This is a genomic window from Caldicellulosiruptor naganoensis, from assembly GCF_026914285.1.
In the GTDB taxonomy this organism is placed as follows: Bacteria; Bacillota; Thermoanaerobacteria; order Caldicellulosiruptorales; family Caldicellulosiruptoraceae; genus Caldicellulosiruptor; species Caldicellulosiruptor naganoensis.
Genome location: NZ_CP113864.1, coordinates 933934 through 959282 on the forward strand (window position 1 = coordinate 933934; position 25349 = coordinate 959282).

The window sequence follows — 25349 nt, forward strand, 5'->3', positions numbered from 1 at the left end:
GAAAGGTTTTGGAGGGGAGTTCAATGTTAACTAAGAAAAAGCTTAAGGAGTATGTATATTTTGTATCAATTATTTTTTTTATAAGTGTTATATTGTTAAATGGGCAGATAAATGTGAGCAAAAGTAATTTAGCAATGGCTGCAACAGGAAGTCAAATTGAGAAGTTAAATAGAGGATTAATTGCAATAAAAGTGACAAACGGAGTATTTTTAAGTTGGAGAATGTTTGGTTCAGATCCAGCGAATATAGGATTTAATATTTACAGAAATGGAGCAAAGATAACTAAAGCACCAATTCAGAACAGCACAAACTATGTTGATGCTGATGGAACAACCAGTTCGAGATATTATGTAAGAGCAGTGATAAATGGGGCAGAGGTAGAACAATCTGAAGAAGTAAGTGTGCTTAATAGCAATTATATTGAAATAAAATTAAATAAACCAGCGAATTCTCCACTCGGTGCTTCATATTCGCCAAATGATGCAAGTGTCGGCGATTTAGATGGTGATGGGGAATATGAGATTGTTCTGAAATGGGATCCAAGTGATTCAAAGGATAACTCACAAGCTGGATATACAAGCAATGTGTATTTAGACGCTTACAAATTAAATGGCAAGTTCTTATGGAGAATTGATTTGGGTAGGAATATAAGAGCAGGAGCACATTATACACAATTTATAGTATATGATTTAGATGGTGACGGAAAAGCTGAAGTTGCATGTAAAACAGCTGATGGAACGATAGATGGACAAGGCAATGTGATAGGAAATCCAAATGCTGATTGGCGGAATTCGTCTGGCTATGTTTTATCAGGTCCTGAATATTTGACTATATTTGAAGGTGCGACAGGAAGAGCAATAAAGACAGTTAATTATATTCCGCCACGTGGAAATGTTTCATCATGGGGCGATTCATATGGAAACAGGGTTGACAGGTTTTTAGCAGCAGTAGCTTATTTGGATGGGAAGAGGCCTAGCTTAATTATGTGCCGAGGATATTACACAAAAACATATATAGTTGCTTGGAATTGGCAAAATGGCGATTTAACAAAGTTATGGCAATTTGACACAGGAGAGATTAAAGATGGATATAGAGATGATTACGAAGGGCAAGGAAATCACAATTTAAGTGTAGCTGATGTTGACAATGATGGTAAGGATGAAATAATATACGGCGCGATGGCAGTAGATGATAATGGAGCACCGTTATATTCAACCAAATTAGGTCATGGTGATGCAATGCATGTGTCAGATATTAATCCAGACAGGCCTGGATTAGAAGTTTGGCAGTGTCATGAAGGAAGCACAGGAGCGAGTCTAAGAGACGCGAAGACTGGGCAGATATTAGTAAGGGTTTTAACATCTGGAGATTGTGGGCGTGCTTTGGCGGCAGACGTTGATCCGAGATATAAAGGGTTAGAAGTGTGGGCAGCAGGGGTAAGTATTAGAGATTGTAAGGGAAATGTAATCAGTAATGCGACACCACCATGTAACTTTGCAATTTGGTGGGACGGGGATTTAGGCAGAGAATTATTGGATAAAACATATATTTACGAATGGGATTATAACAATAATAGAACAAATACTATATTTACAGCAAGTGGATGTTCATCAAATAACAACACAAAGGCAACGCCCTGCCTGAGTGCAGATATATTTGGAGATTGGCGAGAAGAGGTTATATTTAGGACTAGTGATAACAATGCAATCAGGATATATACAACCACCACATTGACAAATTATAAGATACCTACGCTTATGCATAACAGGCAATATAGAGTGTCTATAGCATGGCAGAACGTTGCATATAATCAACCACCTCACGTAAGTTTTTATTTAGGGTATGAGACTAATGTGAATAACATATATCAATATTTTGAAGGGTATGGGCAACAACCAATTGCTACACCGTCGCTAACCCCGACAAAAACACCAACGCCTACATCAACTCCATCGCCAACATCAACTGCAACATATACGCCAACTCCAACAGCAACACCAACTCTAACCCCGACGCCTGTTAGTACCCCTGTGACAAGCAGGCAGATAAAGGTACTGTATGCTAACAAGGAGACAAACAGCACGACAAACACGATAAGGCCATGGTTGAAGGTAGTAAATAGTGGTAGCAGTGCGATAGATTTGAGCAGGGTAACGATAAGGTACTGGTACACGGTGGATGGTGAGAGAGCACAGAGTGCGGTATCAGACTGGGCACAGATAGGGGCAAGCAATATAACATTCAAGTTTGTGAAGCTGAGCAACAGTGTAGAAGGAGCGGACTATTATTTAGAGATAGGATTTAAGAGTGGAGCAGGGCAGTTGCAGCCTGGGAAGGACACAGGAGAGATACAGATAAGGTTTAACAAGAGTGACTGGAGCAATTACAATCAGGGGAATGACTGGTCATGGATACAGAGCATGACGAGTTATGGAGAGAATGTGAAGGTAACGGCGTATGTAGATGGGGTGCTGGTATGGGGGCAAGAACCAAAATAATAGGTTTATAGAAAATAATTTAATGACAAAAAATTGTTAACTGCAAATTAAAAATGCAACGGATAAAAATTATTAAAGCCATAGCTTCGAACCATGTGTAATATTGGTGATATAAAATTTTACAAAATATGTATACGAAGCTATGGCTTTATTTTTATCTTGTGGTTCTGAATACCTGTAAATACTTCTGATTATAACTCTCTTTTCTTGACTTTGTCAGTTAAGAGGTGTTTTTGAGCTAACAAAAAATAACAAAGTCTTAATTTATGCGGGTTTCAAGAAGAGAAAAATAAAAAATTTTAAAAAATGTAGGGACAAATTTTAGCTTAATATATACTGAATTTGCTTGACTTTTTAAATATTTTGTGGTACAATATAACAAACTATCTTCAAGGAGTTGCCATATGTTTGTCAAAATTACTAATGCTGGCGGTTATCAGTATGTTAGGTTAGTCGAAAATTACCGTGAAAATGGTAAAGTAAAGCAAAGAGTACTATTTAACTTTGGTAGACTTGATATTCTCAAAGATGACCCCGCTTTTAAAAACATTGTAAAAAAACTATCTGATATTGTCGCTGAAACAACTACTGAGAATGCAAAAGCTGTTACTATTGAATCTGAAGAAGATATTTCGGATGCAGTTGTAAAAAACTGGGGATACATTGTATACAGAAAGTTATGGCAGGAGCTTGAAATTGATAAGTTTTTAAAAGGGAAAGCAGCAAAAGAGAGAAAGATAAAATTTGATGTAGACAAAGTAAGTTTTTTAATGACCATACAGAGATTGATAGAGCCAATGAGCAAACTAAGAACTTATCATCAGAGAAGCAAATATTTTGGATTTGAAGAGGATATAGATTTGAATCAATTGTACAGGTGTTTAGATTTTCTTGACAGTGTAAAAGAAGATTTAGAGACATACCTGTATCAGAGAAATAAAGACTTATTTAAGATGGTAGTTGATGTAGTGTTTTATGATGTGACGACAATATACTTTGAGAGTTGTAGAGCGGATGAACTTAAAAATTTTGGGTTTAGCAAAGACAACAAGGTAAATGAAGTGCAAGTTGTATTAGGGCTTTTGGTGGACAAAGAAGGCAGACCGATAGGGTATGAACTTTTTCCTGGTAATACGATAGATAGCAAGACGATGGTAAAGATACTGAGGAAGCTGAAGGAAAAATTTAGTATAGATAAGATAATAATAGTAGCAGACAAAGGGCTTAACAGCAGAATAAATTTAAAGATGATAAAAGAAGCTGGGTACGACTATATAGTAGCAAGCAGATTAAAGAATGCAAGTAAAGAAATTTTAGATGAAGTTTTTAATGAAGAAGGATATAAAAGACTTGATGGCAAAAGATGTTTGAATGCTGAAGAAATTTATGGTGATGAATTCAAATATAAGGTATTGGAAAGAACAAATATTGTCAAGGATGAAGAGGGTAAAGAGTTCAAAATAGAAGAGAATTTGATAATAACGTATTCAAGCAAGAGAGCCAAGAAAGACAAAGAAGACAGAGAGAGATTGGTAAGAAAAGCCAAAGAGCTTTTAGAGAACAAAGGAAGCATAACAGCCTTAGAAAAGAAAGGTGCAAGGAAATATTTGAAGAAGAAATCAAAATCAGAAGAATATGTATTGGATGAGGAAGCGATAAAACGAGATGAGAAATTTGACGGTTATTATGCAATTCAAACGAGCAAAAAGGATATGGATGTAGAAGAGGTTTTAGGAGCATATCACGATTTATGGAAGATAGAACAGTCATTCAGAGTAATGAAAAGCTGTTTAGAAGTGCGACCGATATATCACTTTACAGAAAGCAGAATAAAAGGACATTTTGTGATATGTTTTTTGGCATTTTTACTGCAAAGGACATTGGAATATATTTTGAGGAGAAAAGGTAAAGGAATAAGTAGTGAAAGGATAATGGAAGCAATATATTCAATGAACTTTTTTGAAATAGAGATAAAAGGGAAGAAATATTTGATAAAGCAAAGAATTGAGGGAGGAGCTGGAGATATACTGAATGTAATGAAGATAAAGGGTCCAAAAAACTTCATGACATATGAGGAAGGCTTAGAATTTATTGGTATTAGCAAATGATGTAGTGACAAAATTGAGGTCCATATTTTGTCAATCCCAGTCCTCCCAAGCTTTTTGAGCTTCAAACTGACAAAGTCAAGAAAATTATTAAAGCCATAGCTTCGAACCATGTGTAATATTGGTGATATAAAATTTTACAAAATATGTATACGAAGCTATGGCTTTATTTTTATCTTGTGGTTCTGAATACCTGTAAATACTTCTGATTATAACTCTCTTTTTATGACAAATTTTGATTTAATCTCGTCATAAAATTAGTTTGTGTAGCCTATTTCTTATTTCTATTTTTAGGTTTATCTTATAGTCTTCATAGTGTTTCTTTGTTCTTCCATCTTTCCTACATATTCATACAAGTTCTGATTAGTTAGACTTTATTTTCCTGTTATTTCATGCTTAATTGAGATGTTAATTTTTGCTTTTTAAGGAAATGTTACATTAGTAAAATACATTTTGCTCAAACAATGCAGTTGATTCAACTTATCAAACACTTTTTAAATGAAGCTATTTCAGTCTTGATACTGCACTCATCATCAATTAATTTGCTCCATTTTTCTGACATTTCAAAATAATACTTTGCTTGGTCTTTTTGCAAAGTTTTTAGATAAGTTTTTGCTAAGAGAAAATAGCACTTTGCGAGTTCTAGGGCAGAACCACTTGTTTCACTAAGTTTTACTGCATTTTTGAAGTATTCTATTGCTTCACTGTACTTTTCAGCAGCAGAAAGTATCTCTCCTTTCTTTCTTATGCATTCTATTTGTCTGAATATGTTTTTTTCTGCAAACTTTAATGAAATATCAATTTCTCTCTCTGCATCCCAAAAATTGTTTGACGACAAAAAAACTCTGCCTTAGTTAGGTGATATTCATAAGATATATCTATGTCTTTTAAATTTTCAATAAAACTTGTTGCTTTATTAAGAAATTCGTCAGCAGCTTGCCAATTTTTCATAAGGATCAAAACTTTTGCGAGATTTATAAAACTCAAAGCTTTTTCGACAGTAAACATTTTTGTTTCGCTGATATTTAGTGAGGCTAAAAACAATTCATAGCTATGTATTAATAAACCTTTTTCAATGTAGATTTCGCCTATATTAAGTAGGCAAGCACATTCTTCATACGAGAAATTCCATTTTCCAGCATTTTCATAAGCTTGGTTTAGATATTCGTATGCTTTTTTAAGAAGTCCTTTCTTTGTATAAATTATCCCTAAATTTATCAAAATATAAATTTGTGTATGTTTATCGGGAATTTTTTTGCTTTCTTCTAAGGCTGATGTTAAATTTTGTATTGCGCTATTAATTTGACCAGTTTGAAAATAATGAATACCAAGATTACTGGTAAGTTTGACACGTAAAGCAATATTGTTAGTTTTAATTGCGGCAGACTTAGCTTTTTGTAAGTAATTTATTGCCTTATTAATATCTCCATAGTTTCTATAAAATGTATATGCAACTACATTAAAGATTTTCACAAGATTCTCAATCTTATTATCTTGCATTATTATAGTTTCTGCCTCTTCCAAAATTTGGTTAATGTCTGAAGCCCCAGTATAACATTGAAATAGACTCTTGAGGTAGACTAATTTTGAATATAAGGTACTATTCCTGTCAATATTTTTTTCAAGCCCTATGAGTATTTCCTTCGCTTTAGCATACTCAGCAGTAAGGATGAGACATTCACATATTTCGCATTTTATAAATAGACTTTTTTCGGCATCTGCTACACTATCTAAGATATTTAAGTACTTAAGAGCTTCAACATAGTTACCCATTTGTTTTTCTAAACTTGATAATTCTTCAAGTGCTCTTGTATATAGATTGTTTTTTTGTTGGTTGTAATTTTCTAACATTTCAATTGCAATTTTAAAGTATTTTACTGCGTACTTGTACAAAAGCTGCTTTTTATAATAATTTGCAAGCAATATACAATATTTGGAAGAATTTATTATATCGTTCGCTTCACGGTAATGATAAATCAAAAGCTCGTAATAATAACTAGTATTTTCTCTGAATAGTTTTTCAATAGATTTGGCAATTTTAAGATGAAGACTTATTTTAGTACTTTTTGGTATTGACCTCAGGACTGTATTCAAAAATAATATTATTTGCAAATTCGAAGATTTTGTCTGCTGTTGAAGATTGATAAGTTATGTCAACAAATTTAATGAAATTACTTTTTGAAAGAGTTAAGATGATATCGTTTTCAGATTTTAAAGGTTTTAGAACATTTAATACTATACGTAAATTAAATCTTTGTCCAAAAACAGCAGCTATTTTCAAAAATTGTATTAATTCCTTATCAAATTGAGAAAGTCTGTGTTCAACAATTTTATAAAATATTTCTGAAGCATTTATATTAGTGTTTTGAAGAAACAGTTTATTGTTCAGAATGAGCAACTGATGATTCAAATAAAGCCATCTACAAACCTCTTTAAGATAAGAAATTTTTCCTTCTAATATGTCCACCATTAGCTGAGTAAATTTTTCATCAACAGTATTAACATTAAAGAAAAATTTCAGAAATTCCTTTGTTTCCTGAGATGATAATTTCTGCATATAGATGGTTTTTCGGCATTGAGGTGGATACTTTCATTTTCTGAAGTTATAATAAAGATTACTTTATCACAATACAAATTTGTCTTTAAATATTCCAGGATTTGAATTGATTCAATGTCAGCATAATGGATGTCATCTGTTAAAAAAATAGAAAAATTTGAGCTTAAAAAAGCATCAAAAAATAGAAGTACATTTTGCCGAATTTCAAATTCCAAATCTCCTTGGGTCATGGATGACACAATATTTCTAAAATCATCCTCTATATCTAATTGCAGAATGATAGAAAGAAATTTGAAACAGGTTTCTTTTTTTTCTAAGTCATCTTTAAATAAAAAGTCAAGAAAAGAGATTAATCGATGTTGCTTTATGGTTTGCACATCGTCTACACTTACATTTAATACTTTACATATTATTTGCGAAATTAACAAGTAAGGACGCGAATAATTATTAAAACTGCATCTAATGTAATACGTTTTTATATTGTTTGCAACTAAATGATTAGTTAATTTTTCTAAAAGAGAAGTTTTTCCAACACCGTTTGGCCCCAGTAAAAGAACGCTATTTGTATCTTTTGATGCGATTATATTAAATAGTTTTGATAAATAGCTATCCTGGATACGAGAAATTACATCAAATGTTGTAGCTTCATTGATAATTTCTAAAGGTATATAACACCTTATGGGATTGCTTTTATTTTTAACATAAATTTCTTTTGCCTCTGAATATAGGAATAAATCAAAAATCTCCCTATAAATACTTTCTGATACATAAATAGTATTCTCAGGTGCTGCTGCTTGTAATCTTTGAGCAACATTAACGACGTCACCAATAACAGTATAATCCTTTTCATAATATCCTCCGACTTTGCCAATTGCAACTATACCATAATTTATGCCGATACTCATTGATATTTTTAAATTTTTTTGTACTGAAAACTCGTTACAAAGCTTTAACATTTCAAGAGCACACAACACAGCACGCTTTGGGTCATCCAAGTGAGAACTTTTTGCACCAAATAGTATCATAACACAATCTCCAATGAATTTATCTATGGTACCTTCATAGCAGTAAACAGGCTTTAAAATATATTCAAAAAATTCATTGATTATATTATTAACCTCATCAGGGCTTATTTTTTCGGAAAGCTTAGTAAATCCTGATATATCTGCAAATAGCACGGGTACCTTTTTTAGTTCGTCAGCAGATTGTTGATTAGCTTCACCTTGTCTTACAAATTCCCCACAATTAAGGCAGAAATTAATGTAGGTAGGTAATAATGAATCGCAAGATGGACACACACCCTTAAATTTCATTCCGCAAAAGATACATTTTTCAGCATTAAGGAGATTGAATTTTATTGCCACAGTTAAAACAAATCATAGTTTTTCACAACCCAAAAATTTTTTTAAAAAGCTATTGAAAATTTAAAAATTTATGCGATAATATAATTAGAAAACAACATAAAAATTATACACAAAGAATGCTAATTTGAACAGAGCTTTTAAAAATAAGTGAAGCATATGTCGATAAAGGCAAACCTGTCGAAAGGCAGGGGCGCAAAGCCATGGGTCTGTCGGAAAAGGGTTTTACCTTTTCCTATGATTGCCAGGCTGCCGAAACATATGTCCAAGGGTAAAAGGAGTAAAAAGAGTATTTACCTTTGACAGAGAGGCACCTGGCTGAAGAGTCAGGTGCCTTTTGATATATTAATGAGCAAGGCTTTGCTTGCTCAACTTAAAGGTAGTGTAAAAAGTTATGAAGCTTCATGTTTTGAAGAAATGGTCAATTGCTATACTTTTGGTATTTATTTTATCATTGGGTTTGAGTAGCATTGCTTTTGCACAAGATGCAACTCCTATTCAATTTAGTGGTAGTTTTACTGTAACAAATTAAGGGAGGAAAATTCCAGGTAGGCTTTGTAGAAATTGATTTTAAGAAAGACTCGCTACCTGATGGAATAGATGCAATTACCTTTTATGCACAGATATATGCTGAAAATGGAACTGTGTACATTGAATTTTCACCAGATGCTAAATTCAAAAAAGATGTGCACCTAAGATGTGAAGGATATGAAGGGTACATCTATGATAGGTCTGCGGGGAAGAATATTTATGTCAAACTTAAAAAACAACAGCTAAAAACAGATCATTTTTCAAGGTTTGTATGGTCATTCTAAGATAATCCCTCTATCCTCATAACCCCTCGAACTCCTTTATATATTTTGAACGACCCTCATAATTAATATGAGGGTCAACTTTTTTTCTTTTCTTTCTTGACCTTATACATATTCTCATCAGCTATTTTAATCAAGTCTTCGGAGTTCAAATTGGAAGTTGGGGAATATTCAGCAAATCCATAGCTTATTTGAATCTTATAGGGCTTTTGGACTTTTGCGTTAAACTCGTCGATTTTATTTTGGATTCTTGCAAGAACAATATTAGCTTCTCTTATTGTTGCTTTATAAAGTATCAACACAAACTCATCTCCGCCATATCTGAATGCTATATCATAACTTCTGATACTTTCTTTTAGAATTTGAGCAAAGCTTTTTAAAAGTTCATTTCCTATTTGGTGGCCAAATGTATCGTTTACTTGTTTTAATCCATCGACATCAATAAAGCAAACAACAAAGTGTGTTTCATTCATTTTGGAGAGTTGTATCTGCTTTTCTAAATAAATCATTCCTTCATTTCGCGTAAACAGACCTGTCAGGTCGTCCAAAGATGCATATTTTTTAAACTCTTCTTGTTCAATTAAAATATCTTCACTCAAGTTTGCAATCACTTGTTTCATAGAATTAAATAAACTGATTAGAGCATAACGAGTGTTTGCAATATTTTTTTCTATCCTTTGGTAAAGATGAATTCGTTCAATTAATAAAGACGCTTGAGATGCAAGTGACAAAATAATTTCTTCATCTTCTTTTGTAAAGTCAACAATATTTTGGTAGATGTTGTCTTCTGTTAGCTTAATGGACTTGTCTTTCTTTTTGTTTATTATCTGCAAAACACCAATCACATTGCCTTGATAATCAATCATGGGTATTGCCATAAGATTTAGGGTTTTATAATGTAAAGCTTGGTCGAAAAGTTTAAACTGCTGCAGGTGAGAATTTTGGATATTTTGAATGTTGTTAATTGTAACAGGAATGCCATTTTGGGCAACGTATCCGACAATGCTTTGATTATCTATAGGTATTTTATAACCAATGTAATTGAAATCAACTGAGTAGTTTTTGGCAAGTGTGATGACTAAATATTTTTGTCCTTCGAATTCTTTTACGATATAGAGGGTACCACCATCACTATTTGTGATGTCAATGCTTTCATTTAAGATCATTTCTAAAATGGTATCGACGTTTTTCTCCCGTGAAATTGTAATTCCAATTTTATTGAGTTTTCTGATTAGTCTTTTTAAATCTTGTGGATTATTATATTCGATCATTTTGCATCCCTCTCAGCTACAATTTCTTGAGGTATATTAAAACCTAAATTTTTAGCTAAATTTACATCAAACCTTTCATCAATATGCATACAATAAACCTGTTTTCTTTTTGAGGGTGGTATTTGTTCTGAAAGTTCCTTTATGGAAAGATGGGGATGATGGTTATGATTTTCTGAACAAGTATCTTGGAATAAAAAATCTATTTCGCCTTCCAAAAATTTGGTTAGGATATAAAGAGGAATTGATTTTGAGTCCCCACTGTAATATAATGTTACATTATTCAAGTAAATTAGATATCCAAAACAAGGCAATTCATTTACATGAACTTGTTCTAAGGAAATTACCGTAAGTTTACTGAGATAGTTAACAAAGTCCTGAGGGGTTTTCAAAGTGTATATCTCATTTCTGATACCCATATAGTCAAGTAAATTTGATATTATTTCAGGTTGAGGGAAGATAAGAGTTATTTTCTTGCTTAGTTGATAATAACAATACAAGATTAATTGACCTAAACTTGCAATGTGGTCAGGGTGTGTATGAGTTATTAAAACATTTAAATGTAAATATTTTTCAAGTAGTTTCAAACTCAAAAGGGAGTTAAATATACCTCCACCACAATCAATTAAAAAAAGATTATCTTCCAAATCAAAGTAAGCAGAGATATTGTTATAATTAGGATTAAAAGCACTTCCAATTCCCAGAAATTTTAAAGGGTTTTCCTTTGACATTTTTTCTTCTTCACCACCATTTATTAATTAACAGCTTAAAAGCAATTTAAAGCTCTGCCCCAGTACTTTTTAAACCTTCACATATTTCCTCAAGAGTTTTTTCTTCTGAAGGCTTTATTTCATAGAAACTCCATTTGGTTTTGAATGAAAAGTTATAGTTTTGTGAATTTGCCTTTTCAATCATTTTTCTTTCTATCCTTTTGGCAATCATTTTAGCTTTTATCAAGTCAACGTTGTAAAGTAGAAGGACATACTCATTTTCTTTTACCATTACAGGAATGTCATATATTCTTATTTCTGATGAAAGTACTTCATAGAATATATTTGATACTTTATTATCTGAAGTTTCGATTGATAAATAACATACAGTTATAATTGTCTCAGTAACTTTTGAGAGTTCAATTTGTTTTTTACAAAGTTCAAGTCCATCCTTAAACTCAAGAACTTTTTTTCTTTTCTCAGCTTGAAGATACTCTATGAACTTTTGCTGACCTGTCAGCATTATATCGTTTAAAGTCAAAATTGATTTTTTTACCGAGTCGAAAATATTACTTAGCATCTTTTGAGTATTTGTTATCAGTTGATCATTTTTTTGATAAAGCCAAATTCTGTCTAAAATGATTCCTAAAAGTGCCGAGATTGCTAATATTATTCTTGCATCGTTATCAGTATAGTCAATAGTAAATAGATGAGCATTATTTTCTTCAAGTTTTAATTGAGGTTTTGCCTTCTTATTAACAACTTGCAAAACTCCTATAACACTGTTTGTGTAATCAAAAATTGGTACTGTTATAGTGTTAATTGTAATATAATGCAAACTCCTGTCAAAAAATTTGAAATGCCTATATTCATGATTTTCTAAAGATAAAATGTTATTTATAATCACAGGTTTGCGGTTAGAAGCAACATATCCTGCTAAACTAATAGAATTTATGGGCAGTGAGTATCCCAAGTAGAACTCAAAATTGACTGATTGATTTTTTGTAGCTTTGATTACAAGTTTTTCCTCGTTTTCAATCATTTCTTTAAGATAAATTGTGGCACCATCACTTGTTGTAAGATCTAAACATATATCAATGGTTTGAAGGAAAATATCCTCTATATTTTTTTCAGTTGAGACATATAATATATAAGAGCTCAATTTCTCAAGAATATTTCGTAATTTCGAAATTTGGTCATAAAGTTCTATCATAATGTCAAAGTCACCACTTTTGAGAAAATCGCTATATTAAAATTATCGCAAAATTTAGTTGGTAAATCAATCAAAAATAAGGTTAGAAATGAATTACACAATTTCGTAATCATTTGATAATATAAATTATAAAAATTATGGTTATAATGGAAGTATCATAAGCAAAATTAATTTAAGAAAGGGGTTCAGAGGAGGATGAAAGTATTTAAAAAACGTCTATTGCTGATATGTGTGATGTTGGTTTTTGCTATTCTACAAATTTTTTCTTCAATTGCTTTTGCGCAAGGCGCATCAAGTCCTATTTTTTCAGATTTACCGCAAGATCACTGGGCTTATAATGCTGTAAAGTTTATGGTTGAAAGAGGAATTATTACGGGCTATCCAGACAATACTTTCAGACCAGACAATCCTGTAACACGTGCTGAATTTGCAAGAATAATGGTGGTAGCATTAAACCTTCCAATCAAGGTAACAGATAACCCTTCATTTAAAGATGTTCCAAAAGACCACTGGGCATACCCTTATGTTGAAACTGCTAAATATTATTTGACTGGTTTTAGAAGTTCTAACGGTGACTATTTTAAACCGTCGGATTATGCAGTTAGAGAAGATATGGCGGTTGCGCTTGTTAAGGCAAAGGGGCTTCAAAATGAAAATGTTGACATGAATATTTTGAACAATTACATTGACAAAGACCAGATATCAAAGAACCTTACAAAGTATGTTGCAATTGCCATCGCAAAAGGTATTATGGTGGGAAGTCCTGTTCCAAATTCAAATCAGCTCAAGTTTGACCCGCAAGGAATTCTAACACGCGCACAGGCAGCAGTATTATTATTCAATGTAGTTAATACTCGAACAAGTGAAGAAAAGGTTACTTATGATGACAATTCTTCTACAAGCTCTACACAACCAAACAGCTATACAATACCAAATGTCGGTGCATATACAAAAGGCGATAAGGTTGTACTTGTCTGGAATAGAATAAATGATAAAAGGTTGAAAGGATATGCTGTTGTCATATCAAAAAACAACAGCCAACCTGCATATCCGCAGGATGGTTATCTAAAAAAACTTAGTAATAGAGATGCAACGTATGTTGAAATAGGTGTGAATTCAAAATATAACGGCGGTGACTTTGGGTCATATCTTAAGGGCGGAGAAGACTACTATTTCAGTATAACAGCAATTTACGAAGGTAATGTTTATGTAAAAGGAAATGCTGTAAGAATGAAGATACCCTCAATACCAAATTATTACGAAAAACCATCTGTTAAGTATGAATATAAAGACAATAAATTTGTATTAAGCTGGCAAAAGATAGATGATTCGCGGCTTGTCGGATACTGGGTGGTTATATCAAAAAAGAAAAAGGAACCAAAGTATCCAGACAACGGTTATCTTGTCTTTATAAATGACAAAAATACAACTCAGATTGTTATTAACAACACAATTCCTTACAAAGGTGGAGATTTTGGTGAGTATTTAAAAGATGGTGAGGAATATTATTTTAGTGTGACAGCTCAGTATCAAGATAGACTTATCCCTGGGAATAGCATCAAGGCCATTTATTACTCCAATTTAGAGATTGCAAAGTTAAGACCAAAGTTGCAGGCAAAAACAGTAAGATGGTGGGGACAGTCGTATATCAACTTAAGATGGGACAAAATAGACAACGATAAGCTTCAGGGGTACAGAGTTGTTGTATCTGATACAAACTCATCACCTGACTTCTATAAAGACGGTTTGCTGGCAACAATATCAGATAAGAACATTACTTCAATAAATGTCAAAGCAAAAGATAAGTATTTGATCAATGGGGAATATAAGGAACTCAAGAGAGGACATTACTATTACTTCACAGTTTATGCAATCTACTCAGATAGAATAGTGGGCGGCAATGTAATTAGAATAAAGATACCATAAGAAGCTAAAGGGGCATTCCACAAAAAGTGGTTTGCCCCTCATTTATACTTTTTTCTGGCAACTATTTTATTTTCTCCAGCCTTTCCTTTACACTTTTCAAATCCTTGTAAAAATCCTCTCTCTTGCCCGGGTCTCTTAAAAGTGCTGCTGGATGGTATGTAGCCATAATGTGAAACTCTCCTCTTTGAAACCACTTACCTCTGTCTTGGGTGATTTTAAGATTTCTACCAAGGATATACTTCATCGCAGTTGCGCCAAGACAGACTATTATTCTGGGCTGCACAAGTTTTACTTGCGCCCGTAAAAATGGTAAACAATTTTGTGCCTCATACTCTGTAGGTACACGATTGTTGGGTGGTCGACACTTCAGGATGTTGCATATATAAAAATCATTTTCACGTGAAAGTTCAAGAGCATCCAGCGCAAGATCAAGAAGCTTTCCTGCTCTTCCAACAAACGGCTTACCTTGTTTGTCTTCTTCTTCACCCGGTGCTTCGCCAATAAACATTAGCTTTGCGTTTTTATTGCCATCTCCAATTACAACATTTGTCCTGTCCTTTGAAATTGGGCATTTTGTGCAAGAAAGACAGCTTCTTTCAAGCTCTTCCCATGTTGTCATACCTTTTCACCACTTCTTTGAAGATTTCTATCGCTCTGTCAATATGTTCTTTTTGAACAATCAAAGGCGGGGCAAACCTTACAACATTACCCCCACCGCAACTGCTTGTCAAAAGCCCATTTAATGCAAGCTCTTTTACCATATCTTTAACAGGGAAAGAAAATTCCACTCCAATCAATAGCCCTAAACCACGGACATCTACAATTGATTTGAAAGACTCTTTTAATTCCCAAAGCTTTTGTTTTAAATACTCTCCCATATTCTTTACATTATCGATTATATTTTCTTCTTCAATTATCTTCAATACCTCTAAAGCTGCTCTTGTTGCTAAAAGATTCCCGCCAAATGTAGAACCGTGCTCACCAGGTTCAAAGCTTGCAACCTCTTTTTTGCAAAGCATTGCACCAATTGGAACACCATTTCCCAGTCCCTTTGCAAGTGTTATTATATCTGGCACAATGTCATACTGTTCAAAACAAAATAGAGTTCCACATCGTCCAATTCCGGTTTGTACTTCATCGATTATAAAAAGCATATCATTTTCCTTGCATAGAGTATAAATTTCTTTTACAAATTCTTTTTCAAGAACCTTGATTCCGCCTTCCGCCTGCACAAGCTCAATCATAATAGCTGCTGTCTTGTCATCTATTGCACTTCTTATTTTCTCAATATCAGCTTCAACATTCAAAAATCCTTCTGGCATTGGTTCAAATGGTTTTTGATACTTCTTTTGTCCTGTTGCAGCAGTTGTTGCTAAAGTTCTTCCATGAAATGAGTTTGTAAGTGTTATAATTTTATATCGATTACTTCCTTTTTTATAAAAATAATTTCTTGCAAGCTTTATAGCAGCTTCATTTGCCTCAGCACCTGAATTGCAGAAGAATACCTTGTCAAAAGGTGAAATTTCACAAAGTTTTTTAGCCAAAAGAGTCTGATTTTCTATATAAAAAAGGCTTGATGTGTGTATTAATTTTTCAATTTGGTCTTTCAGGGCTGCAACAAATTTCGGATGACTATGACCTAAATTGCACACAGAAATTCCAGAGATAAAGTCGAGATATTCTCTGTCTTCTGTATCATAAAGTATACAGCCTTCTCCTTTTTCAAAGGCAATTGGAATTCTGTCTCCAAAAACATTTACATAGTACTGTTTATCATAAGAAATAATCTCATCTATCTTCATATTTTCCTACCTCACCAATCAAATTTTTTATAATTATACACCAAATATTAATATTTATTCAACATCAACCCTCTTTTTAGACCGTATTAACTTGATAATTACGTATGCTAAAATAGCAATTATCAAAATGGCCAAAATAAAATAGTCTAAGCCTTTTAGGTGCTCTTCAATTATTCTCCAGTTGTCTCCAAGCTTTTTGCCAAGGTATACAAATACTAAAGACCAGGGAAACGAACCTAAGATTGTATACACAGAAAATTTAACAAAATTCATCCTTGCAATTCCAGCAGGAAGTGAGATAAACGTCCTTATTACTGGCAAAAGACGGCTTATGAATATTGTAATCTCTCCTCTTTTTTGAAAGAATTTTTCTGCTCTTTCAAAGTCGTGTTTTGAGATAAAAAAGTATTTACCATATTTTAGGATAAAGGGTCGACCACCATAATATCCTATTAGGTATACAATTACAGAGCCTGCATAGCCTCCGAGTGTTGCGACTAAACTCATAGAAAATATATTCCCAATACCTTTGTAAACCAAATATCCTCCAAGCGGTAAGATTATCTCAGAAGGAATAGGAATGCATGCAGACTCAAGAGTCATACCAATAAATATTCCTAAATATCCAAATTGTGATAAATATTCAGCAATTGAAACAAAGATTTGTTTTAGAACTTCCATTTCCTTTTTCCTCCAGTAGTTTTGTATTCATATTAATCCAAAGAACATAATACATTATAATTTGAAAATAAGGTAAGAAAATATAACCATGGCACAGATTTTTGCAATTGCATCAACAATCCTTGGCTCTATCATTGGTGCTGGCTTTTCAACGGGTCAGGAAGTTCTGTATTTTTTTCTCAGTACAAATGTATAAGCATTTGGTATATTGGTTTGTCATCGATCCTGATATTTTTGATTTTGCTGTATTTTTCAAATACTACTTTTGAAAATGGTATTGTGAATAAAATATTGAAAGTATATATCCTTCTGTTTTCATTTATAAGTTTGATTGTAATGTTTTCAGCCTTTGGACAGCTTGGGTTAGAGTTTTTAGGAATAAACAAATATCTATTTACAGTTGTGTGCTTTGTTTTGAGCATTGCAATCTACAAACAAGGATTTACTTCAATTATAAAGGTGAATAAGATAGTTGTAAGTATGCTGTTTGGTACAATAATTATAGCTTTCTTAAAAGAAACCTTTTCAAAAAAAAGCAGCAGTAAAGTTTAATATACTCAGAGGCACTTTTAGCAACTCTTTTTATTTGAATATATTGTCTCCCATTTTATATGCTACGTACAATTCACTTTTAGCATTTCCTGTAATATATCAGTTTAAAAGTAGACCCCACAAGAGAAAACTCAAAATTGGAGTTTTAATTGCTTCTATTTTGGTCTTTATTCTCTTGAGCCTTATAAACACGATCATACTTTCCAATTCTTCTTCTCAAAATTCTCAAATGCCCCTTTTAAAAGTTACTGAAAGCCATCTATTAAGGAGAATTCTCATTCTGTGTACATTTTTAGAAATACTTACAACAGTTTTAGCAAACTATATTGGACTTTGTTATTCAATAAAAAATCTAAAAGTTCAGTTGATTACAATTTTTGCTGCTTTGTTGTTTGGTCTTAATGATTTTAAAAACTTATTGAGAAGCCTGTATTCTTTCATGGGCTACATTGGCATTGGAGTAATTGTGATAATGTTTCTGTCTACATTCTCAGAAGAAAGACAACCAAAATGATGCTTGCAAGTACAAATCTATAGTAAGCAAATATCTTAAATCCACTTTTTTTCACAATTTCAAGCAAGAAGTGTATAGCCAGAAAACCAACAACTGCTGATGTAAAAAATCCTATTGCAAAGCTTGAGAGCTGGTTTGCAACGTCATGTATATTTTTCAAAAGCGACACAGCCCCAGCTCCAAAGATGATTGGTGCCGACATCAAAAAGGAAAACTTTGCAGCAGCTTCTTTTTTAAGTCCCAGCAAAAGTCCTGTTGTCATTGTAATGCCTGAACGAGATATTCCCGGAAAAAGAGCAAATGCCTGAGAGATTCCAATCAGTATTGCATGGAGTATATTCATGTTTGAAATGGTTATTCTATTTTTAGCAGTTTTATCGACATAATACAGAATAAAACCAAAGAGAGCAAGTACAATGGCAATTAAAAGGTATTGTTTTCTAAACACATTCTCTACAATGTCTTCCAGAAAATATCCAAAAAGCGCTCCGGGGATTGTAGCGATGACTATAAACCAAAAAAGTTTTCCTTTTTCTGATTTTGGTTCTGTTAAACCTTTTACTATAATCTCAACGTAATCTCTCCAAAAGTACACAAGCACAGCCAAAAGCGTACCTAAGTGCAGTGCTACGTCGAACGCGAGCGGCTGCTCCTTCCATCCAAAAAACCAAGGGAAAATGATAAGGTGAGCAGAGCTTGAAATTGGCAAAAACTCACCAAGGCCTTGTAAAGCTCCCAAAAAGATTGCTTGAAAAGTGCTCAAAAGCCACGCCTCCTTTGAAAGTTTTAATAGACTCTTATATTATACCAAAAGAGTGGCTTGAGTTTATTAAAAAAGTGTTAAAAATTTGATATAATAAAATGGCTAATTTCAAAAGACTATTCAAAAGGAGATGCAAATTAAAAATGCTTGTACTCGGCATTGAAACATCGTGTGATGAGACAGCAGCAGCCATTGTAAAAGATGGCAGAGAGGTTCTCTCAAACATTGTATATTCTCAGGTTGAGATTCACAATCAATTTGGTGGAGTTGTTCCCGAGATAGCATCAAGAAAACATGTTGAGAAGATTTCGTATGTAGCTGACATGGCTTTAAAAGAGGCAAATATAGAGATTGATAAAATAGATGCTATTGCAGCAACATATGGACCTGGGCTTGTTGGTTCTCTTCTTGTTGGACTTTCGTTTGCCAAAGCTCTTTCATATGCCAAAAAGATACCTTTTGTTGCCATAAATCATATAGAAGGACATATATACGCTAATTTCATTACCTATCCTGACCTCAAGCCACCTTTGATAGTTTTGGTTGTCTCAGGCGGGCATACAAATCTAATTATTTTAGAAGACTTTGACAGATATGAGGTTGTTGGAAAGACAAGAGATGATGCAGCAGGTGAGGCATTTGATAAAGTAGCAAGATATTTAGGTTTGGGGTACCCAGGGGGACCGGCGATAGATAAGGCAGCAAAACGGGGAGATGAACAAAAATATAAATATCCTTCAGCTGATGTTGATGAGTACAATTTTAGTTTTAGTGGTTTAAAATCTGCTGTTATAAACCATGTACATGTGCTACAACAGCGGGGTGAGGAGTTTAGGATTGAAGACATAGCAGCATCCTTCCAAAAGGCAGTTGTGGATACCTTGGTAGAAAAAACAGTAAAACTCTCTCTTGAGACAAATATAAAAAAAATCGCCATTGCAGGTGGGGTTGCAGCTAACTCAAAACTCAGAGAAGAACTTTCAAAAAAATGTATGCAGCATCATATACAGCTTTATGTCCCTGATTTTAAATACTGTACAGACAACGCAGCAATGATAGCGTCAGCTGGATATTTTAAATTGATAAAAGGACACACCTCAAGTTACAATACAAATGCGGTACCTTATATCAGTCTTGTGAGCAAAAAAGAGTAAAATTCGCAAGGCTGTTGTATTATTTAATAGTTTATAACATCAATGATTTCTCTCTTTTGGTCCTGAGCAAGGTCAATATAATATGGAGTAAGTACAGGAGGACCCTCTTTTCGAGAAACCACTTTGACAATGGGTCTTGTCTTATTAAATGGATTTTCTTCGTATACAATTGCAATTTCGCCTGTATTCAGAATGACAAAACATCCGACAGGGTATTTTACTACCATCTTTAAAAACCTTTGAACAATTTCTTTGTCAAACTGAACTCCTGCATATTTTAAAAGATAATCAGCAGCCTTTGTAGGTACAATCTTCTTTTTATAAACTCTATCAGCAGTGAGAGCATCATACACATCTGCAACTGCTACAATTCTTGCAAAAATGGGAATCCTATTACCTTTTAGTTTTAGAGGATAGCCCGACCCATCAAGCCTTTCATGATGCAAAAGTGCTACTTCTGCAATCTCTTCTGAAATTCCTTCCATGTTTTTAACTATTTGATATCCATAGATTGTGTGCTTTTTCATCTCTTCAAATTCTTCATCTGTAAGTTTTGCTGGTTTATTTAAAATTTCATGAGGAATTTTCATTTTGCCAAAATCATGAAGAAGTGCTGCCAAAGCTAAGTCTTCTATCTTTTTTCTATCAAATCCCAAAAGCTTTCCTATTATTGCAGAAAAGATACTAACATCTACCGAATGGAAATATGTATAATTATCAATATCCCTGAACCCCACGATCTTCAAAAATACATCCTCTTCTTTGATTATCTCAGCAACGATGTCATTGACAATTTCGCGAGCCACAAAAGGGTCAACAACTTCACCTGCTTTTGCCGAGAGCATTAAATCTTGAATTGCTACAAATGTTTCATGATAGATAACCTCTTCCTTTACATAATCTTTAACTATTTCATCTTCCACATAAACACTGTCAATATTGTATTCTCTTAATTTCTCGATAAATGAGGGTTTTATAATAAAACCTTCAGGCAGTAAAAGTTTGCCATTTTCAGTAAGTACATCCCTTGCAAGTTTCATACCCTCTTGCAATTGGTCGATTTTAACTTTTTTCATTTCAAGCTGCTCCTTTTTTCAGTGATTTTGCTAATGTGAAGCAAGATGTTACTAATTAAAATTCTATAAGGAATACTTTTATTAAATCAACAGTGTTTTTATATAATCTCATGAAGTTTGATTTGTTTAAAAACTCTAAAATTTTTCGAGAATGTCTAAAAAGATGTCAAGTTTTAAAAGGATTTTCATTTTTTGTGTAGAATATTTTTATTAATATTCTTTAGCTTTAAGATACTCCAAATCAAGGAGGAATGTAATATGAAAGAATATGCTCCACAGTATATAAAAAATGTGGTTTTGCTTGGACACGGGGGGGATGGAAAAACAATTTTGACAGATAGTATGCTTTTTAATGCAAAGTGTATTGACAGGATAGGGAAGATAGAGGAGGGTACTACTACTTCTGATTTTGACCCTGAGGAGATAAAAAGACGAATTTCTATCTCAATGACTGTTGAGCCGCTTGAGTGGGGAGATTATAAAATAAACATCCTTGACACCCCTGGTTATTTTGACTTTGTGGGTGAGGTTTGTGAAGCTGTCCATGTGGCAGATGCTGCAATCTTGGTAGTTGGTGCAAAAACAGGTGTTCAAGTTGGAACAGAAAAAGGGTGGGAGTTGGCAGAGACCAAAAAACTGCCAGTTTTGATTTTTGTAAATAAAATGGATGAAGAGAATGCTGACTTTGATAAGGTGTTAAGAAAAATTAATGATGTCCTAACTTCTAAGGCAATTCCAATTCAGTATCCCATCGTAGAAAATGGTAAGTTTGCAGGCTTTGTAGATATCATCTCTAAAAAAGCATATGTGTATGAGAACAACTCCACAAAGGAAGTTCCTATTCCGAGCGGGCTGAGTGATAAAGTTGAAGAGATTAGAAATAGTTTGATAGAAGCTGCTGTAGAGAATGATGAAGAACTTATGGAAAAGTACTTTACTGGCGAGGAGATTTCAATAGATGAAATTTACAGAGGGTTAAAATTAGGAGTAAGTTCAAGGTCGGTATTTCCTGTCATGTGCGGTGCTGCTTCTAAGAATTTGGGCGTTAAAGAGCTTTTGGATGCGATTATAAAGATCCTACCTTCCTCCCAGGAAAAACATTACAAGGTCAAAGATACAAAAAACAGTAGTGAAACTCTATTAAAACCAGATGTTAACTTTCCAGTTTGTGCTTTTGTATTCAAAACAGTTGCTGACCCCTTTGTTGGCAGAATTACATTTCTTAAGGTTATAAGTGGGACCTTAAGACCAGATATGACTCTTTATAACACCACATCTGAAAGACAAGAAAAGGTTTCTCAGCTTTTTATTATAAGAGGCAAAAAACAAATTCCAGTTCCAGAGCTCAAAGCAGGTGACATAGGGGTTGTAACAAAGCTTCAATCTACTCTTACCAATAACACTTTATGTGACCCGTCGCGACCATTACAGGTTGAGACAATTGAATTCCCACGTCCTTGGCTTATGCTTGCAATTGAACCGAAAGCAAAAGGTGATGAAGAGAAAATTTCAAATGGACTTCACAGGTTAATGGAAGAGGATTTGACTTTTAAGATCGAAAAGAACAACGAAACAGGACAGAATATAATATACGGTATTGGTGAGCTTCACATTGATGTTATTGTAAACAAATTAAAAAATAAATTTGGTGTGTCAGTTGTCCTTTCAGACCCTAAGGTACCATATAGAGAAACTATCAAAAAGAAGGTAAAGAGTGAAGGAAAATACAAAAAGCAAACAGGTGGGCATGGTCAGTATGGTCATGTGTTTATTGAATTTGAACCGAGCGACAGTGAAGATTTAGTATTCGAAGAGAAGATCTTTGGCGGGGCTGTGCCAAAACAATATATCCCGGCTGTTGAAAAAGGATTGAGAGAGTGTATTAAGAAAGGTGTTCTGGCAGGCTACCCAGTGATGAATCTCAAGGCAACGCTTGTTGATGGGTCATATCACCCTGTTGACTCCTCAGAGCTTGCCTTCAAGGTTGCGACCTCTCTTGCGTACAAGAAAGGCTTGGCACAGGCAAACCCAGTGCTTCTTGAGCCTATCATGAATGTCAAGGTCATTGTTCCAGAAAGCTACACAGGAGACATAATGGGTGATCTGAACAGGCGAAGAGGCAGGGTTTTGGGCATGGAGCCAGTTGATAAAAACATGGAAATGATAGAGGCAGAGGTGCCGCTTGCTGAGATGTTCAAGTATGCAACAGACCTCAGGTCAATGACCCAGGGAAGAGGGTCATTTACAATGGAATTTGTGAGATATGAAGAAGTGCCGAGCCACATTGCGCAGAAAGTAATTGAGGCAGCAAAGGCTCAAATGACCGAGGAAGAAAAGTAAAAAATTTTTTAATTTGCTATTTACAAATTGAGAAAATGAGGTTATAATTAAAGGGACGTTGGTTGTTCAGAGTGAACAATAGACGTCGGAAAAATCTAAATCCATGAAGTGAGGGGAATTTTAGAATGTATCAAGACAAGGTATTGGTTTGCAAAGATTGCGGAAGAGAGTTTGTGTTCACAGCAGGTGAACAAGAATTCTACGCACAAAAAGGGTTCAAGAACGAACCTACAAGGTGCAAAGAGTGTAGAGACCAGAGAAAGGCTATGCAAAGAAGAGATTCAAGACAGGAAAGAAGACGTGAACTTTACGATGCAGTTTGCAGCGCATGTGGAAAAGAGACGAAGGTTCCGTTCAAGCCAAGAAATGACAGACCCATATACTGCAGTGATTGCTTTGCTAAGGTAAGAGCAACAAGGTAAATGGCTGCAGGTTAAAATAAAATGGGGCTAAATAAGCCGCATCAGTGGGAAGATGCGGCTTTTGTTTTAAATTGCAAAGGTTTTGGCATTTTGTCTACTGTTTCAAATACATATCCTTGGTTTTTAAGTTCCTTGATTATATAAGGTAGAGCTTCAATGACGTTTTTCTTTGTAGGGCTGTCATGCATGAGCAAGACTATCTCATTCTTGTTCTTTGTTGTAGAAAAAGTCATCTTAATTATCTCCTTGTAGGTAAGTTTTTGATGATTTTTTGCTGAATCGCCAGTTATAGCATTCCAATCAATGTAGGTTATCTTGTTTTTGTCAAGAAACTCTTTTATTTGAGACGATACCCTATTTAAGGACCCGCCAGGGAATCTATAATATTTGGGCTTTCTACCTGTGATCTTATAAATCACATCCTGAGCCTTGTTAAAATCCTCAACAAAGTTTTTGAAGCTTTTATAGATAAGCTTATAATTGTGTGAATATGAGTGATTTCCAATCAAATGTCCTTTTTGAGAGATTAGCTTGAGGAAGTTTGTATATTTTGTGCAGTTGTATCCAACCACAAAAAAGGTTGCTTTTATATTTTCCTTTTCTAAAATCTCAAGTATCTTTGGTGTCTCATACGATGGACCGTCGTCTATTGTAAGGTATACAATCTTTTTAGTGTTTGGTCTGTCTTTTTTCTGATTTATCGGATTGGATGATTTGTCATCAGGGTAAACCGCTTTAGGAACAGTTTCTATATTTTTTTGCGAGGGCTTTGTTAAGCTAATCACTCTTTGCGGGTTTTTTGATATAATAATAGAAGAGGATTTGGCTTCTTTGGTAAGACATTGCTGACCGTTTAAAATTATATGTGTAAGTATTTGCTCAGTTTTGATGGCAACAACTTTTACTATTAAAAAAGCAATGAAGAAGAATAAAATTATTGCTAAGAACTTTTTTACTTTCAACTGCCTGATGGTCCCTTCTTTGAGGTATTTTATACAAAACATTATAATATATTTATCACACCTTAACAATATGAGATATCTTGACATTTTATTGAGAAATATATTAGAATATAATTGCAAAGTCAAAGATAGTCAAAGTCAGTATAGTTTTGAGGCGGGGGAGGTTTATATGCCAAGGCTATCTGATATCATTGAGGAATTCATAAAGCAACTAATTGAAAAAAAAGATGGTGAAGTTGAAATTCAGCGAAATGAACTTGCAAACTTTTTCAACTGTGCACCGTCGCAGATAAACTATGTTCTTTCAACACGCTTTACCATTGATAGAGGGTATTATATAGAAAGCAAACGCGGCGGTGGCGGTTCAATTCGCATAGTTAAGATAAAGTTTGAAAATAGTTCAAACCTGCTTGAGAATATTCTCAATAACATAAATTCGCCTGTTACTCAGCACCAAGCAAATGAAATTGTTGAGTGCTTATTAGAAAACGGCGTTATAAACCAAAGAGAGGCAAATTTAATGAAGGCAGCACTGAATGACAAGTCTCTACCTGTAAATCAACCTCTTAAAGATACTTTAAGAATGCTGATCTTGAAGGCTATGATAATTTCTCTTGTGAATGGGTAATATTT

Annotated in this window: 23 protein-coding genes and 1 riboswitch; of the genes, 10 read left to right on the plus strand and 13 right to left on the minus strand. The window is 33.8% G+C overall.

The annotated features are described in order from the left end of the window. Positions 1-23 precede the first annotated feature (23 nt). Positions 24-2498 (plus strand): rhamnogalacturonan lyase family protein, encoded by a 2475-nt coding sequence (locus OTJ99_RS04295; RefSeq protein WP_045165092.1) that lies wholly within the window; start codon positions 24-26, stop codon positions 2496-2498. A 404-nt stretch (positions 2499-2902) separates the two neighbouring features. Next, positions 2903-4606, plus strand: a complete 1704-nt coding sequence (locus tag OTJ99_RS04305) for an IS1634 family transposase (RefSeq protein ID WP_013431836.1) — start codon at positions 2903-2905, stop codon at positions 4604-4606. Between the two features lie 472 nt (positions 4607-5078). On the opposite strand, the gene OTJ99_RS04310 is transcribed toward OTJ99_RS04305, so the two are convergent. From OTJ99_RS04310 to OTJ99_RS04325, 4 genes are all read right to left on the minus strand, one after another. After that, positions 5079-5441, minus strand: a complete 363-nt coding sequence (locus OTJ99_RS04310) for a tetratricopeptide repeat protein (RefSeq protein ID WP_235374631.1) — start codon at positions 5439-5441, stop codon at positions 5079-5081. Then, complete coding sequence (locus OTJ99_RS04315) at positions 5390-6496, minus strand: tetratricopeptide repeat protein (protein ID WP_269015423.1); 1107 nt, start codon at positions 6494-6496, stop codon at positions 5390-5392. Before OTJ99_RS04315 ends, OTJ99_RS04310 begins: the two co-directional genes overlap by 52 nt. Positions 6497-6659: 163 nt before the next feature. Further along, positions 6660-7160: a hypothetical protein gene (locus OTJ99_RS04320; protein WP_235374629.1), complete on the minus strand. Its 501-nt coding sequence runs from the start codon at positions 7158-7160 to the stop codon at positions 6660-6662. Beyond that, positions 7121-8473, minus strand: a complete 1353-nt coding sequence (locus OTJ99_RS04325) for an adenylate/guanylate cyclase domain-containing protein (RefSeq protein ID WP_269015424.1) — start codon at positions 8471-8473, stop codon at positions 7121-7123. The genes OTJ99_RS04320 and OTJ99_RS04325 overlap by 40 nt, the downstream gene beginning before the upstream one ends. Before the next feature lie 208 nt (positions 8474-8681). Continuing rightward, positions 8682-8778, plus strand: a riboswitch (cyclic di-GMP riboswitch). Positions 8779-8915: 137 nt separating this feature from the next. On the opposite strand from OTJ99_RS04325, the gene OTJ99_RS04330 reads away from it, so the two are divergent. Then, positions 8916-9053, plus strand: a complete 138-nt coding sequence (locus OTJ99_RS04330; RefSeq protein WP_235374627.1) for a hypothetical protein — start codon at positions 8916-8918, stop codon at positions 9051-9053. Positions 9054-9165: 112 nt separating this feature from the next. Beyond that, a complete protein-coding gene (locus OTJ99_RS04335; protein WP_235374626.1) occupies positions 9166-9336 on the plus strand; it encodes a hypothetical protein in 171 nt (56 codons plus the stop codon). Positions 9337-9410: 74 nt separating this feature from the next. Here the strand turns inward: OTJ99_RS04335 and OTJ99_RS04340 are convergent, their stop codons facing one another. Genes OTJ99_RS04340 through OTJ99_RS04350 form a run of 3 tightly spaced genes read right to left on the minus strand, consistent with a single transcriptional unit; the run spans position 9411 to position 12524 of the window. Next, complete coding sequence (locus OTJ99_RS04340; RefSeq protein WP_045165091.1) at positions 9411-10604, minus strand: sensor domain-containing diguanylate cyclase; 1194 nt, start codon at positions 10602-10604, stop codon at positions 9411-9413. Next, complete coding sequence (locus OTJ99_RS04345; protein ID WP_045165090.1) at positions 10601-11332, minus strand: MBL fold metallo-hydrolase; 732 nt, start codon at positions 11330-11332, stop codon at positions 10601-10603. Before OTJ99_RS04345 ends, OTJ99_RS04340 begins: the two co-directional genes overlap by 4 nt. Positions 11333-11378: 46 nt before the next feature. Continuing rightward, positions 11379-12524: a GAF domain-containing protein gene (locus OTJ99_RS04350; RefSeq protein ID WP_045165089.1), complete on the minus strand. Its 1146-nt coding sequence runs from the start codon at positions 12522-12524 to the stop codon at positions 11379-11381. A 195-nt stretch (positions 12525-12719) separates the two neighbouring features. On the opposite strand from OTJ99_RS04350, the gene OTJ99_RS04355 reads away from it, so the two are divergent. Next, positions 12720-14450, plus strand: a complete 1731-nt coding sequence (locus OTJ99_RS04355) for an S-layer homology domain-containing protein (protein WP_045165088.1) — start codon at positions 12720-12722, stop codon at positions 14448-14450. A 61-nt stretch (positions 14451-14511) separates the two neighbouring features. Here the strand turns inward: OTJ99_RS04355 and OTJ99_RS04360 are convergent, their stop codons facing one another. Genes OTJ99_RS04360 through OTJ99_RS04370 form a run of 3 tightly spaced genes read right to left on the minus strand, consistent with a single transcriptional unit; the run spans position 14512 to position 16933 of the window. Then, on the minus strand, positions 14512-15069 hold the full coding sequence (locus OTJ99_RS04360; RefSeq protein ID WP_045165087.1) for a uracil-DNA glycosylase: 558 nt from the start codon (positions 15067-15069) through the stop codon (positions 14512-14514). Continuing rightward, entirely contained in the window at positions 15047-16252 is a 1206-nt protein-coding gene (locus tag OTJ99_RS04365; protein ID WP_045165086.1) for an aspartate aminotransferase family protein, read from the minus strand. The genes OTJ99_RS04360 and OTJ99_RS04365 overlap by 23 nt, the downstream gene beginning before the upstream one ends. A 54-nt stretch (positions 16253-16306) precedes the next feature. Next, complete coding sequence (locus OTJ99_RS04370; RefSeq protein WP_045165085.1) at positions 16307-16933, minus strand: DedA family protein; 627 nt, start codon at positions 16931-16933, stop codon at positions 16307-16309. A gap of 213 nt (positions 16934-17146) precedes the next feature. Here OTJ99_RS04370 and OTJ99_RS12470 point away from each other — a divergent pair, with 213 nt between their 5' ends. Beyond that, the gene (locus tag OTJ99_RS12470) at positions 17147-17485 is read left to right on the plus strand and encodes a hypothetical protein (RefSeq protein ID WP_307188743.1); all 339 of its coding nucleotides are present in this window, start codon (positions 17147-17149) and stop codon (positions 17483-17485) included. A 482-nt stretch (positions 17486-17967) separates the two neighbouring features. Here the strand turns inward: OTJ99_RS12470 and uppP are convergent, their stop codons facing one another. Continuing rightward, positions 17968-18762 (minus strand): undecaprenyl-diphosphatase UppP, encoded by a 795-nt coding sequence (gene uppP / locus OTJ99_RS04380; protein WP_045165084.1) that lies wholly within the window; start codon positions 18760-18762, stop codon positions 17968-17970. Between the two features lie 143 nt (positions 18763-18905). Between uppP and tsaD the strand changes: the two genes are divergently transcribed. Next, entirely contained in the window at positions 18906-19916 is a 1011-nt protein-coding gene (gene tsaD / locus OTJ99_RS04385; protein WP_045165083.1) for a tRNA (adenosine(37)-N6)-threonylcarbamoyltransferase complex transferase subunit TsaD, read from the plus strand. Positions 19917-19939: 23 nt separating this feature from the next. On the opposite strand, the gene OTJ99_RS04390 is transcribed toward tsaD, so the two are convergent. Next, positions 19940-20992: an HD-GYP domain-containing protein gene (locus OTJ99_RS04390; RefSeq protein ID WP_045165082.1), complete on the minus strand. Its 1053-nt coding sequence runs from the start codon at positions 20990-20992 to the stop codon at positions 19940-19942. 258 nt (positions 20993-21250) lie between these two features. Here OTJ99_RS04390 and fusA point away from each other — a divergent pair, with 258 nt between their 5' ends. Together fusA and OTJ99_RS04400 are read left to right on the plus strand one after the other, a co-directional pair. Next, complete coding sequence (gene fusA, locus OTJ99_RS04395) at positions 21251-23332, plus strand: elongation factor G (RefSeq protein WP_045165081.1); 2082 nt, start codon at positions 21251-21253, stop codon at positions 23330-23332. Between the two features lie 125 nt (positions 23333-23457). Next, positions 23458-23754, plus strand: coding sequence for a zinc-ribbon domain containing protein (locus OTJ99_RS04400; RefSeq protein ID WP_045165080.1), 297 nt, complete (start codon positions 23458-23460; stop codon positions 23752-23754). A 41-nt stretch (positions 23755-23795) separates the two neighbouring features. Here the strand turns inward: OTJ99_RS04400 and OTJ99_RS04405 are convergent, their stop codons facing one another. Then, the gene (locus tag OTJ99_RS04405) at positions 23796-24716 is read right to left on the minus strand and encodes a polysaccharide deacetylase family protein (protein ID WP_052671490.1); all 921 of its coding nucleotides are present in this window, start codon (positions 24714-24716) and stop codon (positions 23796-23798) included. Positions 24717-24885: 169 nt separating this feature from the next. Here OTJ99_RS04405 and OTJ99_RS04410 point away from each other — a divergent pair, with 169 nt between their 5' ends. Then, a complete protein-coding gene (locus tag OTJ99_RS04410; RefSeq protein WP_045165079.1) occupies positions 24886-25344 on the plus strand; it encodes a CtsR family transcriptional regulator in 459 nt (152 codons plus the stop codon). Positions 25345-25349: the final 5 nt, after the last annotated feature.